Raw genomic sequence first — 12,911 nt, 5'->3', positions numbered from 1 at the left:
AGGTCCGATTATGGACTTTTATTTAAAAACCTATTCAATCATTTGGATAGGTTTTTTTTGGTATGCTTTTTGAAATATATTTTGTATATTTACTATTCAAATTAATCTAATGGCAAAAAACTACTTTTATACTATTACTTTATTGGTTTTTTTATTTTCTCTTGGCATTAGTGCTCAGGAAACTAAGCAACAAGCAAAGACACAAGAAAACGCCTCAATTGAAGGATTAAGCCTGTATCCAAACCCTGTGAGTAATGGTAGAGTGTACATTTCGACAAAAAACGATTTTGATAAAGAAATTATCATCTTTGATGTTTTAGGAAAAAAAGTGCTTCAAACCATATTGAGCTCAAAAGAACTAAATGTCTCTAATCTAACCTCCGGTGTTTACATCATCAAGATCAATGAAAGAGAAGCTTCAGCTACCCGAAAACTAATTATACGATAATACTTCAAAAACAAAACACAAAAGCTCCAATTCCTATTGGGGCTTTTTTTGTATAATAATCAAACCAAATCAAGCCCTAAATTCCTGTTTATACCATTCCGTTATTGGTTTGCCTTTAAATTTTTGATTACTTTTGCAAAAAAATTCTTGATCACATCTTCCGATATATTTGCCATTTCCAGTCAAAAACAGTTTGAGAAAACTGCCTTAAAAGTATTTCGTTTTCAATACGAAAACAACTTAGTCTATCAGGAATTTTGTAATTTTTTAAAAACAGATCCTCATAAAGTAAAATCCTTACATCAGATTCCTTTTTTACCGATTCAGTTTTTTAAGAGTCATGAAGTAGTTTCAAATACTAATCCCATTCAGGAAACCTTTACTAGCAGCGGAACCACAAGCCCCGTAGCCCCTAAAGGGGGGAATTTGGATAAAAAAGTAATTCCCATAACCAGCAAACATTTAGTTACGGACGTCACTTTGTATGAAGAAAGTTACCGTAAAGGGTTTTCCCAGTTTTATGGCAATATCGAAGATTATGTTATTTTGGCCTTGCTTCCTTCCTATCTGGAACGGGAAGGATCTTCCTTAATTTACATGGTCAAGGATTTAATTGAACTTTCCAATCATCCTATGAGTGGTTTTTACCTGCACAATCACGACGAACTGATTGCCAAGCTTATCGCTTTAGATCTAGCCGGTCAAAATGTAATCCTAATTGGGGTTACTTTTGCTTTATTGGACTTAATAGAGCGGCATCAGTTTCAATTGCAGCATACCATCATCATGGAAACCGGCGGCATGAAAGGCAGGCGCAAAGAAATGATTCGGGAAGAATTACACGAACAATTGTGTCAAGGTTTTGGAGTTTCAGCCATACATTCTGAATACGGCATGACCGAATTGCTTTCGCAAGCCTATTCGTTAGGAAACGGCGTATTTGAATGCCCTTCTTGGATACAAATCCTAGTTCGTGATACTGAAGATGCGTTAACTTACATTCCAGACGGAAAAACAGGCGGAATCAACGTGATTGATTTGGCCAACATTAATTCCTGTTCCTTTATTGCCACGCAGGATTTGGGCAAAAAAAATCCCAACAACTCTTTCGAGGTGTTGGGACGTTTTGATAATTCTGATATTCGAGGCTGTAATTTGATGGTCTTGTAAAAAGGTTAATCGTTAATTTATTTCATCGGTTAACCGATGTTTTGAATAAACAGTTAAACCACTCTCACCACAAAATAATTTTTCTTACCGCTTTGCAATAATATAAATTGATTGTTGATTAAATCTTTGGTCGAAAGCACAAAATCTTCCGTTACTTTTTCTTTATTTACCGAAATAGAATTAGCTGTCAAAGCACGTCTTGCTTCGCCATTTGATTTTAGAAATCCTGTTTTTTCGTTTAGAACGTCAACAATATTAATTCCAGTCTCAATCTCGGCTCTGCTGATTTCTGCTTGAGGAACACCATCAAAAACATCTAAGAAAGTAGCTTCGTCCAATTGTTTCAAATCATCTGAAGTAGAATTCCCGAACAAAATATTCGACGCTTTTATGGCGTTTTCTAAGTCTTCTTGGGAATGCACAAAAACAGTAAGCTCTTCGGCCAATTTTCGCTGTAACACTCTTAAATGCGGTGCCGTTTTATGCGCTACTATTAATGCGTCTATTGTTGCTGCATCTAAAAAAGTAAAAATCTTAATATATTTTTCAGCGTCCAAATCTGTGGTATTCAACCAAAACTGGTAAAATTTATAAACAGACGTTTTATCAGCCGTCAACCAAACATTTCCTCCTTCGGATTTTCCAAATTTAGAACCGTCCGCTTTTGTGATTAACGGACAAGTCATCGCGTATGCTTTGGCCTCTTCACCTACATTCATACGACGCACTAATTCAGTTCCGGTTGTAATATTTCCCCATTGGTCAGAACCTCCCATTTGCAACAAACAATTGTATTCTTTATGCAAATGATAAAAATCGTATCCTTGAATTAATTGATAGGTAAACTCGGTAAAAGACATTCCTTCGCCCTCACCTGACAATCTTTTCTTTACAGAATCTTTGGCCATCATGTAATTCACAGTGATTCGTTTGCCTACGTCACGAGCGAAATTAATGAACGACAAATTCTTCATCCAATCGTAATTATTTACCAGAACTGGCGCATTTATTTCGCTTGAATTAAAATCTAAAAAACGAGATAAAACACTTTTTATTCCTTCTACATTATGATTCAAAGTCGCTTCATCTAGGAGATTTCTTTCATCAGATTTCCCAGATGGGTCCCCTATCATTCCTGTTGCTCCACCCACTAATGCAATCGGTTTATGACCAAAATTTTTCAAGTGAACCAAAAGAATTATAGGTACTAAACTCCCAATATGTAAGGAATCCGATGTTGGATCAAATCCTATATATGTAGTTGTCATTTCTTTTAAAAGTTGCTCTTCAGTTCCAGGCATGATGTCGTGAACTAAGCCGCGCCATTGTAATTCGGAAATAATATTTTTCATTGTATAAAAATCAATTTTCACAAAGATAGCTTTAATTGCATAATTTGAAAATCTATCGGTCTAAAAATCGAACAATCTAATTATCTTTACAAAATGATTTTAGTCACAGGAGGAACTGGTTTAGTAGGCGCACATTTATTGCTTCATTTAATTGATCATGGCGAAAAAGTGCGCGCTATTTATCGAAGTATTGCTTCGATAGATAAAACCAAATCGCTATTCTCCCTCTACAAAAAGGAATTATTATACGACCAAATCGAATGGATTCAAGCAGATATCACCGAAATTCCTTCTTTAGAAATCGCCTTCCAGAATATTGATACCGTCTACCATTGTGCCGCTTTGATTTCTTTTGATCCAAAAGATGAAAATCTATTGCGAAAAACAAATATTGAAGGCACCGCAAATATTGTGAGTTTTTGTATCGCTTATCAAATAAAAAAACTTTGTTTTATAAGTTCCATTGCCACTCTGGGCGACTTACTACCTCATGAAAAATTCATTACTGAGGAAACCGAATGGAATCCGGAAAAGTACCATACTGATTATGCGATTTCTAAATATGGTGCCGAAATGGAAATCTGGCGCGGACAACAAGAAGGTTTAGATGTGATTATTGTAAATCCGGGTGTCATTCTTGGGCCAGGATTTAGAGCGCAAGGAAGCGGACAACTTTTTACGAAAGTAAAAAACGGATTAAAATTTTACACGCTGGGCTCAACAGGATTTGTTGCCGTTACTGATGTGGTCCGAATTGCACATCAATTGATGCAAAGCGAAATCAAGAATGAACGCTTTACATTGATTGCAGAAAATAATATTTTCCGAGACATCCTGAATACTATGGCTGATACATTGGGCGTGAGGCGACCTACCATTCATGCAAAACCGCTTTTTATGAAAATTCTCTGGAGATTGGATTGGTGTGTTTCGACTATTTTTCAACAAAAGAGAAAATTATCGCACGCTACCGCAAAGGCTTCCTACTCAAAAAACAGGTATTCCAATGAGAAGATTAAAAACAGATTAAAAACTGATTTTACAAATATTACCGATTACATAAAATACATTTCAGCGCATTAAAAGGGTGCTTCAATCTGTTTTAATTGCGAAGTATCCTTACCAATTTCGGGCGTTTTTTTCTTTTTCAAAAGAAGGGGTTTCTTTTTCTTTTTATCTATGGTAATTAAAGAATCGACTTGTTTTTTGTTATCCTCCAATTGTTGGGTCATTTGCTCAAACATCACTTTGTAACCCTCATAATCGGACGCATAATAAATATTACTTTTAGCAAACTGCAGGCTGTCAATTTTATATTTTTTATAGATATATTGTGTCGGATTTATTTTGAACGTATCCAGGGAGGCTGGATTTTGGTATTTTATCGCTTCTAAAACGGACAAATCATACATCACATTTATCATAACGTCTTTATCAATAAGCCGTTCAGGTTTTTCGACTAATTCCTCTTTACAACCTAATAAGAGAGTCCCGATCGCTAAAAATGTTATAATTTTTTTCATTTATCAAAAATTTATCTTTCAAACAACAACCGTTTGCCCACACGAATGTCTTTTACCTTAAATGCGTTATATACTAATTGTCCATTTACAAAAGTATGAGTAATTCTGGACTTAAAAGTAAAACCCTCAAATGGTGACCACCCACATTTAGCCATAATATTTTCTTTCTTAACACTCCACGGCAAGCCTGAATTTACGATCACTAAATCCGCATAATAGCCTTCTTTAATGAAACCACGTTTTTCTATTTTGAAAATCTTTGCCGGATTATGACACATTTTTTCCACAATTTTCTCCACGCTAATTTTACCTTGATGAAAGGCTTCAAACATAGCCACAACAGCGTGTTGAACCAGAGGCCCACCGGAGGGCGCATTCAAATACGATTGTTTTTTTTCTTCTAATGTGTGTGGCGCATGATCTGTGGCAATCACATCAATTCTACCATCCAGCAAGGCTTCCCAAAGCACATTCCGGTCATTAGCTGTTTTTACCGCGGGATTCCACTTGATCAGATTGCCCTTGGTTGCATAATCATCATTGGTAAACCACAAATGATGGATACAAACCTCAGCTGTGATTTTCTTGTCTTCCAATGGGATTTTATTGCTAAACAAATCCATTTCTTTAGCAGTTGAAAGGTGAAAAACATGCAAACGCGCTCCAGTTTTCTTCGCCAGCGCAACCGCTTTGGAAGACGAAATATAACACGCTTCCTCACTGCGGATCAGGTGATGTGCGGTTATGGGGACATCTTCTCCATACTCTGCTTTGTATTTTGCTAAATTATTTTGGATAGTTGTCTCATCCTCGCAATGTACCGCGATAAGCAGTGGTGTACTGGAAAATATTTTTTCTAATGTGGCTTCATTATCTACCAGCATATTTCCGGTTGAGGATCCTAAAAATATTTTGATTCCGGCAACATTCTTTGGATTTGTTTTTAGAACCTCTTCTAAATTATCATTGGTTGCACCCATCATAAACGAATAATTTGCGTACGATTTTTGGGCAGCCAACTCGTATTTTTGTTCTAATATTTCTTGGGTAACCGCATTTGGAACCGTGTTCGGCTGTTCAATAAAAGACGTAATTCCCCCCGCAATTGCGGCTTTAGATTCGGATTCGATATCGCCTTTAAGCGTGAGTCCTGGCTCTCTAAAATGCACCTGATCATCAATGGCTCCGGGAATCAAATAATTTCCCTCGGCATCAATGATTTTACATTCAGAGAATTTAGCGCTGATGCTTTCTGCAATTTCAACAATTAGGTCATTCTCAATTAACAAATCACCTTCAAAAATGACTCCTTCATTTACTATTTTGGCATTCTTTATTAAAACCCTGTTCATCGTATTTTTTTCTTATAATGTATTGAAAAGTCTTTTTAATCTAAGCGAAATAACTCCAAAAACGGCTTCAATAATTATTGAATTACTCATTTTGGACTGCCCCTTGGTTCTATCAGTGAAAATAATCGGAACCTCTACAATTTGAAAATTCTTACAATATGCCCTGTATTTCATTTCAATTTGAAAGGCATACCCAACGAATTTAATAGAATTTAACTGGATTTCTTCTAAAACTTTTCTTTTGTAACAGACAAACCCAGCGGTAGCATCATGAATTTTCATTCCGGTAATCATGCGCACATAAACAGAGGCAAAATATGACATTAGCACCCGGCTTAAAGGCCAGTTCACTACATTGACACCGGTTACATATCTAGATCCAATTGCTAAATCAGCATTACCAAAATGACAGGCGCTGTACAATTTTTCTAAATCATTGGGATTGTGAGAAAAGTCAGCATCCATTTCAAAAACATATTCATATCGGTGCTCCAATGCCCATCTGAATCCATGCACATAAGCTGTACCTAAACCTGATTTCTTATTTCTTTTTTCTAAAAACAACCTGCCTCCAAATTCTCTCTGAAGCAAAACAACCTTATCAGCAGTGTGATCTGGTGAATTATCATCAATAATAAGCACATGAAAGGGTTTGTGTTGCGAAAGCACCGATCGGATAATACTTTCAATATTTTCAATTTCGTTATAGGTAGGAATTATAACAATACAATCATTCATATTTAGGCTAATTTCACCGCAAAAGTAAACTTTTTATGCCATTTGATCCTTAATAAAATTATAATAAAAAGAATGGTATAAAAATTAGTAATTTTACCCCGTTATGATAGAAACCATACTTCATCCAAGAATAACAGAGAACAAAGACTGGGCGACCGTACTTTTTGTGCTGTCATTTGCTATTATTGCTATTACTAGATCCATTTTCGAAAATCGTTTTGGTGATTTTGCGAACCTTATTTTCTCCAATAAATACACAAAAGTATACCGTGACAGCAGTCATCTCAAAAGCGGATTCACTGTTGCTTTATTTTTGGTCCAAATCATCTCCCTTGCGTTCTTTATCCAAATTGCATTGAGCTATTTTGGCCCCGTTTCAAAAACGGACTGGTTGCTTTATATTCAAATATTTACGTTCTTGATCTTCTTCGTTTTAGCAAAGTATTTAATCGAAAAAATAATTGCAACCTCATTCAATATTGAAGAATTTATGGAGCAGTTCAACCTACAAAAGGTAACTTACAGAACCTATATTGGATTAATCATACTGCCATTCAATATTATTTTGTTTTATAACGACACAATCTCAAGAAATATTCCATTATTAATTATAGGCATTATATTGGTAACCAATATTATAACTTATTTTATTTCAATAAAAAATTATCAAAATTTAATAATCGGTAAGTTGTTTTATTTTATTTTATATCTTTGCGCTCTCGAAATAGCTCCCTATTATTTCATGTATTATTGGTTCACAAAAGGGAGTGCTTAGAAAACGTTAAAATATGAAAGTGAAAACAATTTTGGTGTCACAGCCAGAGCCTAAAGTGGAAAATTCCCCATACTTTGAACTTCAACAAAAGCATAAAGTAAAAATTGATTTCAGGCCTTTTATTCATGTAGAAGGAGTTAATGCAAAAGAGATCCGACTTCAAAAAATTGATCTTAATCATTACACCGCAATTATTTTAACCAGTAGAAATGCAGTAGACCACTTTTTCAGAGTGGCCGAAGAAATGCGATTTAAAGTACCTGAGGGATTAAAATATTTCTGTCAATCAGAAGCGGTCGCTTTTTATCTGCAGAAATATGTGGTATATCGAAAACGGAAAATTTACGTAGGGCCAAAAGACTTTGCCGATTTATCCCCACTGATTAAAAAATACAAAGACGAAAAATTCTTATTACCTGCTTCAGATCAACTCAATGCCGATGCTCCAATAACGTTGGACGCCTTAAAAGTAGACTGGACTCCCGCTATTTTTTACAAAACAGTGATGAGCGATTTGTCTGATTTAGCTGATGTGTATTATGATGTTTTGGCCTTCTTTAGTCCAACTGGAATAAAATCATTGTTCATGAATTTTCCAGAATTTGAGCAAAACAATACTCGAATTGCTGTTTTTGGCAGTACCACCCAAAAAGAAGCTTTAGATCATGGCTTAAGAATCGATATTCTTGCACCAACACCAGAAACGCCTTCGATGACAATGGCTTTAGAGAAATATATCACGGAAGCCAACAAAGGAAAATAAAAAATTACTTTTCGTAATAAAATCAAAAAAGCCATTCGCGATCCGAATGGCTTTTTTGATGATACAAAATCTAAAATTACGTTAGGTTCTTTATCGTGCAGTATTACTACGTAAAAATTAGTCCTATTACCACATCGAACGCAATAGAGAATCATTTTAGCTTCCAGACTGCACTTGATATGACAAAAAACAGTCAACTAAAACACCTTAAATACTGAATTTAATCGTTTTTTTTTTAAATTTGATTTTCAATTCAAACTAAATTTAATAGTTTAGTTTAAAATAACAACTCATGAAAATCAATTCCCAAATAGTAGAAATTGACGGTATCGACAAAGAAATTTTGCGTGACTTGATGGAAGATGCCCGAAAACCAATTCTTCAAATCGCCAATAAAATTGGAATTTCAGGAGCAGCAATTCATCAACGTTTGCGAAAACTGGAACAATCCGGCGTTATTTCGGGATCAAAATTTACGGTAAACAATAAAATTTTGGGTTATAACACGATGGCTTTTGTTGGAATTTATCTGGACAAAGCGGCTAGAAATCCAGAGGCAGTACGTGATCTAAAAAAAATTCCTGAAGTACTAGAATGCCATTATACGACAGGAAACTGGTCTATTCTTATTAAAATAATTTGTCGGGATAACGAACATTTAATGCAATTACTCAATACCAAAATCCAAGCGATAGAAGGCGTTTCCAGGACAGAAACCTTTATTTCTTTGGACCAACAAATTGAAAGACAAATTCAATTGTAGCACCACTTTTATCCCTTTGTGACTCCATGAACTTTGTTATTTCTGCGTAGGAGAAATCACATACTCCGAATAACTTGATGAGATTTCTTCTCCGTAAAGATGAAATAGAGGCAAAAAAATCCGTCTTGTTCTTACACAAGACGGATTTGTATTTTTTAAGCAAACATCTAATTCCTTCTTCCGCCCATATAAATCGAAACATAATACAAGAGTGTCGCGATGGATCCTAAAGCAGCCACAACATACGTTCTAGCAGCCCATTTAAGCGAATCTTTGGCTCCCGCTTGTTCTTGCTGTGTCAGCATTCTTTTGTTTTCTAACCAAGCCAACGCCCGATTACTCGCATCATATTCGACCGGCAAAGTAACTATAGAGAATAAAGTAGTTGCTGCAAAAATGATAATTCCCACCAGTAGTAATTGCGGAAAAGTCTTCATCATCAAGATTCCTCCTAGCAAGATCCACTGCATATACGTAGAGGCTACATTTACCACCGGCACTAATTTAGATCGCATTGTCAGCCACTGATACCCTACAGCGTGTTGCACCGCATGTCCACATTCGTGAGCCGCAACAGCTGCCGCAGCCGCATTTCTTTGGTTGTAAACGGCCTCGCTTAAATTCACAGTTTTGTCAGATGGATTATAATGATCCGTCAAACGTCCCGGTGTAGAGATTACTCGTACATCACGAATCCCGTTATCGGCAAGCATTTTCTCGGCGATTTCAGCACCGGACATTCCGTTTTGCAATTGCAATTTAGAATAATGTTCAAATTTGCTTTTTAGTCTTGAACTAACTAACCAGCTGAAAAGCATGATTGCTCCGGCAAGAATCAAATAACCCATTCCCATATTTTGTTTTTTAATTTATTATTTAAAGTTACAAAAGAATTATCAAAATCTGAACCATTTTTTTATTGCGTCAATTTGGCATTCCTAAAAATGGAACGCAGATTACGTGGATGAAAAGGATATGCGCAGATTTATACGGATTAGTATGTTTGTTAAAAATTTACCCCACTAAATTAATAATTTTTCCCGGAACAATTATCACCTTATTTGGCGTTCTTCCTTTTAATTGTTTGATGGTTCTGTCATCTTTCATCACGATTTCCTCGATTTGCTCCTTGGTTAAATCCAAAGGCAACACCATCGTGAAACGCATTTTTCCATTGAAAGAAACTGGATATTCCTTTTCACTTTCTACTAAATATTTCGCTTCAAAAACAGGAAAAGCAACTGTTGCAATCGAACCTTTATTTCCTAGCAACGACCATAATTCCTCGGCAATGTGTGGCGCATAAGGCGAAATCACAATCGCCAATGGTTCTAAAATTGCACGAGAATGGCAATTCTGCGTGGACAATTCATTCACACAAATCATAAATTGTGAAACCGATGTATTAAAGGAGAACCCTTCAATATCTTCTGCCACTTTCTTGATGGTTTTGTGCAATGATTTTAAGTTGTCTTTAGTTGGTTTTTCATTAGTAACAATCAAACCATTATCATCAAAATACAAACGACACAGTTTTTTCAAGAACCCAAAAACTCCCGAAATCCCTGCGGTGTTCCAAGGTTTTGCTTGTTCTAATGGTCCTAAGAACATTTCATACAAACGCAATGTATCGGCTCCATATTCGTTACAAATATCATCCGGCGTTACCACATTGTATTTGGATTTCGACATTTTTTCGATTTCGCGACCAACAATGTATTTACCGTTTTCTTCGGTGATAAATTCTGCATCTGCATAATCTTCTCTCCAGCTTTTAAAGCTGTCAATATCTAATTCATCAGAAGAATTAACCATTGAAACATCAACATGAATTGGCTGCACGTTTTGTCCACCGATTTTATTTTTAGAAACATACGTATTTGTTCCGTCTAATCTATAAACAAACGCACTCATTCCCAAAATCATTCCCTGATTAATCAGTTTTTTGAATGGTTCTTCGGTGGGTGCAAAACCTTTGTCTTTTAGGAATTTGTTCCAAAAACGGGAATACAATAAATGTCCGGTGGCGTGTTCGCTTCCGCCAATGTATAAATCAACGCTTTCCCAATACGCCAAAGCGTCTTTGCTTGCAAATTCATTCTCATTGCGCGCATCCATATACCGCATCCAATACCAAGAACTTCCCGCCCAACCTGGCATGGTGTTCAATTCTAATGGGAATATAGTCACATTATCTATTAACTGAGTACTAACCACTGAACACTGAACACTATCCCAGGCCCAAACCGCAGCGTTTCCTAATGGTGGCAAACCGTCTTCGGTTGGCAAATATTTTTCTACTTCCGGCAAGATGATTGGCAAATGTTGCGCATCAATCATTTGCGGCAAGCCATTCACATAATATACTGGAAATGGCTCTCCCCAATACCGCTGGCGAGAGAAAACAGCATCACGCAAACGGTAATTGATTTTTCCTTTTCCTTGGTTTAGTTTTTCTAATTCTTCTATCGCTTTTTTAGTTGCTTCTTTGTATGTCAGTCCGTTTAGGAAATCAGAATTGGCGATAATCACATTGTCTTTCGAAACGTATGCAGCTTCAGAAATATCTACATTGGCAAAAATATTTTTGATTTCTTGCATGCCTTGTTGCCCTTTGAAGAAATTAGCAAAAGCATAATCTCTTTCGTCGCCACAAGGAACCGCCATAACCGCGCCTGTCCCGTAACCTGCCAAAACATAATCCCCAATCCAAACCGGAATTGGTTCTTTCGTGAACGGATGTTCGGCATACGCTCCGGTGAATACTCCCGAAATAGTTTTAACATCGGCCATACGTTCTCTTTCGGAACGTTTTGATGTTTTTTCGATGTATGCATTTACTGCCGCTTTTTGTTCTGCCGTTGTGATTTGAGCTACCAATTCATGTTCTGGCGCCAAGGTCATAAACGTTACTCCAAAAATGGTATCAGGACGCGTTGTGAACACATCGATAAATTGCTGCTCGCTTTCAACGTTTGACTTTTGACTTTCGACTTTAAAAGAAACTGTCGCCCCAACACTTTTCCCAATCCAGTTTCTCTGACTTTCCTTAATGCTTTCGCTCCAATCAATATCGTTTAATCCTTGCAGTAAACGTTCTGCATAAGCCGAAATTCGCATGCTCCACTGCGTCATTTTCTTGCGCACCACTGTAAAACCACCACGCTCTGAAACACCATTTACGATTTCGTCATTTGCTAAAACCGTTCCCAATCCCGGACACCAGTTTACTTCAGTCTCGGCCAAATAGGTCAATCTGTATTGCAACAACAATTTCTCCTGCTGTTCTTTTGCGAAAGCGTTCCATTCATTTGCTGAAAAAATTTTAATATTTTCATCGCAAACCGCATTGACATTTGCATTTCCTTCTTTTTGGAAAATCGAAACCAAAGTCGAAATATCTTCGGCTTTATCGCTGTTTTTATTGTACCATGAATTGAATAATTGAATGAAAATCCATTGTGTGTGTTTGTAATAATCGGGATTTGAAGTACGCACTTCTCGACTCCAATCGAAAGAGAATCCAATTTTGTCCAATTGCTTTCTGTATCCTGCAATTTTATTTCCTTCTTTATCCGTTCCGCCGTCAATATTTACCGAAGTAGTATCTTCAGGACGCTGCCCAGTTTGAATCGCATATTGCTCAGCAGGCAAACCAAAACTGTCATAGCCCATAGGGTGCAACACGTTAAAACCTTGGTGTCTTTTGTATCTGGAATACACGTCAGAGGCAATGTATCCCAGCGGATGTCCTACGTGCAATCCTGCTCCAGATGGATAAGGAAACATATCCAGTACGTAATATTTAGGTTTTGTTGCATTATTTTCGGCTTTAAATGTTTGGTTTTCTAACCAATATTTCTGCCATTTGGCTTCTATTTCGTTCGGATTGTATTTCATTCCTCTTTTTTATTGTTTTTTAATGGAGTCATGCTGTCGCGCACTCAAGTCATTCCTCTTTTTTATTGTTTTTTAATGGAGTCATGCTGTCGCGCACTCAAGTCATTCCTCTTTTTTATTGTTTTTT

General features: G+C 36.5%; 12 protein-coding genes. 6 read left to right on the top strand and 6 right to left on the bottom strand.

Annotation, left to right across the window (positions count from 1 at the left end; all coding sequences use genetic code 11):
* The first annotated feature begins 109 nt into the window (after window positions 1-109).
* Both EKM00_RS11460 and EKM00_RS11455 read left to right on the top strand, forming a co-directional pair.
* The gene (locus tag EKM00_RS11460; RefSeq protein WP_126455499.1) at window positions 110-448 is read left to right on the top strand and encodes a T9SS type A sorting domain-containing protein; all 339 of its coding nucleotides are present in this window, start codon (window positions 110-112) and stop codon (window positions 446-448) included.
* A 147-nt stretch (window positions 449-595) separates the two neighbouring features.
* Complete coding sequence (locus EKM00_RS11455) at window positions 596-1,618, top strand: LuxE/PaaK family acyltransferase (RefSeq protein ID WP_199734678.1); 1,023 nt, start codon at window positions 596-598, stop codon at window positions 1,616-1,618.
* A gap of 53 nt (window positions 1,619-1,671) precedes the next feature.
* Here the strand turns inward: EKM00_RS11455 and tyrS are convergent, their stop codons facing one another.
* Complete coding sequence (tyrS, locus tag EKM00_RS11450; RefSeq protein WP_126516271.1) at window positions 1,672-2,970, bottom strand: tyrosine--tRNA ligase; 1,299 nt, start codon at window positions 2,968-2,970, stop codon at window positions 1,672-1,674.
* A 93-nt stretch (window positions 2,971-3,063) separates the two neighbouring features.
* On the opposite strand from tyrS, the gene EKM00_RS11445 reads away from it, so the two are divergent.
* Window positions 3,064-4,053: an NAD-dependent epimerase/dehydratase family protein gene (locus EKM00_RS11445; protein ID WP_126455497.1), complete on the top strand. Its 990-nt coding sequence runs from the start codon at window positions 3,064-3,066 to the stop codon at window positions 4,051-4,053.
* On the opposite strand, the gene EKM00_RS11440 is transcribed toward EKM00_RS11445, so the two are convergent.
* From EKM00_RS11440 to EKM00_RS11430, 3 genes are read right to left on the bottom strand one after another with little or no spacing between them, the layout of a single operon-like run.
* The gene (locus tag EKM00_RS11440) at window positions 4,050-4,493 is read right to left on the bottom strand and encodes a DUF4296 domain-containing protein (protein WP_126516270.1); all 444 of its coding nucleotides are present in this window, start codon (window positions 4,491-4,493) and stop codon (window positions 4,050-4,052) included. The genes EKM00_RS11445 and EKM00_RS11440 overlap by 4 nt on opposite strands.
* An 11-nt stretch (window positions 4,494-4,504) precedes the next feature.
* Window positions 4,505-5,845, bottom strand: a complete 1,341-nt coding sequence (locus tag EKM00_RS11435) for a dihydroorotase (RefSeq protein WP_126516269.1) — start codon at window positions 5,843-5,845, stop codon at window positions 4,505-4,507.
* Window positions 5,846-5,857: 12 nt separating this feature from the next.
* Window positions 5,858-6,583 (bottom strand): polyprenol monophosphomannose synthase, encoded by a 726-nt coding sequence (locus EKM00_RS11430; protein ID WP_126455491.1) that lies wholly within the window; start codon window positions 6,581-6,583, stop codon window positions 5,858-5,860.
* 103 nt (window positions 6,584-6,686) lie between these two features.
* On the opposite strand from EKM00_RS11430, the gene EKM00_RS11425 reads away from it, so the two are divergent.
* The 3 genes from EKM00_RS11425 (at window position 6,687) to EKM00_RS11415 (ending at window position 8,884) form a co-directional block, all read left to right on the top strand.
* Window positions 6,687-7,358, top strand: a complete 672-nt coding sequence (locus tag EKM00_RS11425; protein ID WP_126516268.1) for a DUF4271 domain-containing protein — start codon at window positions 6,687-6,689, stop codon at window positions 7,356-7,358.
* Window positions 7,359-7,371: 13 nt separating this feature from the next.
* The gene (locus tag EKM00_RS11420; RefSeq protein WP_126455487.1) at window positions 7,372-8,121 is read left to right on the top strand and encodes a uroporphyrinogen-III synthase; all 750 of its coding nucleotides are present in this window, start codon (window positions 7,372-7,374) and stop codon (window positions 8,119-8,121) included.
* A gap of 292 nt (window positions 8,122-8,413) precedes the next feature.
* Window positions 8,414-8,884, top strand: a complete 471-nt coding sequence (locus tag EKM00_RS11415; RefSeq protein WP_126455485.1) for an Lrp/AsnC ligand binding domain-containing protein — start codon at window positions 8,414-8,416, stop codon at window positions 8,882-8,884.
* Between the two features lie 167 nt (window positions 8,885-9,051).
* Here the strand turns inward: EKM00_RS11415 and EKM00_RS11410 are convergent, their stop codons facing one another.
* Both EKM00_RS11410 and leuS read right to left on the bottom strand, forming a co-directional pair.
* On the bottom strand, window positions 9,052-9,738 hold the full coding sequence (locus EKM00_RS11410; protein WP_185964876.1) for a zinc metallopeptidase: 687 nt from the start codon (window positions 9,736-9,738) through the stop codon (window positions 9,052-9,054).
* Window positions 9,739-9,898: 160 nt separating this feature from the next.
* Window positions 9,899-12,784 carry a leucine--tRNA ligase gene (gene leuS, locus EKM00_RS11405; RefSeq protein WP_126516267.1) on the bottom strand — a complete coding sequence of 962 codons (2,886 nt, stop codon included), beginning with the start codon at window positions 12,782-12,784 and terminating at the stop codon, window positions 9,899-9,901.
* Between the last annotated feature and the right edge of the window lie 127 nt (window positions 12,785-12,911).

Origin of the sequence: Flavobacterium sp. RSP15 (assembly GCF_003968755.1) — a bacterium.
Classification (GTDB): Bacteria; Bacteroidota; Bacteroidia; order Flavobacteriales; family Flavobacteriaceae; genus Flavobacterium.
Note: the sequence above shows the minus strand (reverse complement) of the source record. Positions and strands in the feature narration are given on the sequence as shown.

Excerpts from the sequence above, each read along its gene's own strand:
- EKM00_RS11460 (WP_126455499.1), top strand. The coding sequence starts at position 110 with ATGGCAAAAAACTACTTTTATACTATTACTTTATTGGTTTTTTTATTT.
- tyrS (WP_126516271.1), bottom strand. The coding sequence starts at position 2,970 with ATGAAAAATATTATTTCCGAATTACAATGGCGCGGCTTAGTTCACGAC.
- EKM00_RS11445 (WP_126455497.1), top strand. The coding sequence starts at position 3,064 with ATGATTTTAGTCACAGGAGGAACTGGTTTAGTAGGCGCACATTTATTG.
- EKM00_RS11440 (WP_126516270.1), bottom strand. The coding sequence starts at position 4,493 with ATGAAAAAAATTATAACATTTTTAGCGATCGGGACTCTCTTATTAGGT.
- EKM00_RS11435 (WP_126516269.1), bottom strand. The coding sequence starts at position 5,845 with ATGAACAGGGTTTTAATAAAGAATGCCAAAATAGTAAATGAAGGAGTC.
- EKM00_RS11430 (WP_126455491.1), bottom strand. The coding sequence starts at position 6,583 with ATGAATGATTGTATTGTTATAATTCCTACCTATAACGAAATTGAAAAT.
- EKM00_RS11425 (WP_126516268.1), top strand. The coding sequence starts at position 6,687 with ATGATAGAAACCATACTTCATCCAAGAATAACAGAGAACAAAGACTGG.
- EKM00_RS11420 (WP_126455487.1), top strand. The coding sequence starts at position 7,372 with ATGAAAGTGAAAACAATTTTGGTGTCACAGCCAGAGCCTAAAGTGGAA.
- EKM00_RS11415 (WP_126455485.1), top strand. The coding sequence starts at position 8,414 with ATGAAAATCAATTCCCAAATAGTAGAAATTGACGGTATCGACAAAGAA.
- EKM00_RS11410 (WP_185964876.1), bottom strand. The coding sequence starts at position 9,738 with ATGGGAATGGGTTATTTGATTCTTGCCGGAGCAATCATGCTTTTCAGC.
- leuS (WP_126516267.1), bottom strand. The coding sequence starts at position 12,784 with ATGAAATACAATCCGAACGAAATAGAAGCCAAATGGCAGAAATATTGG.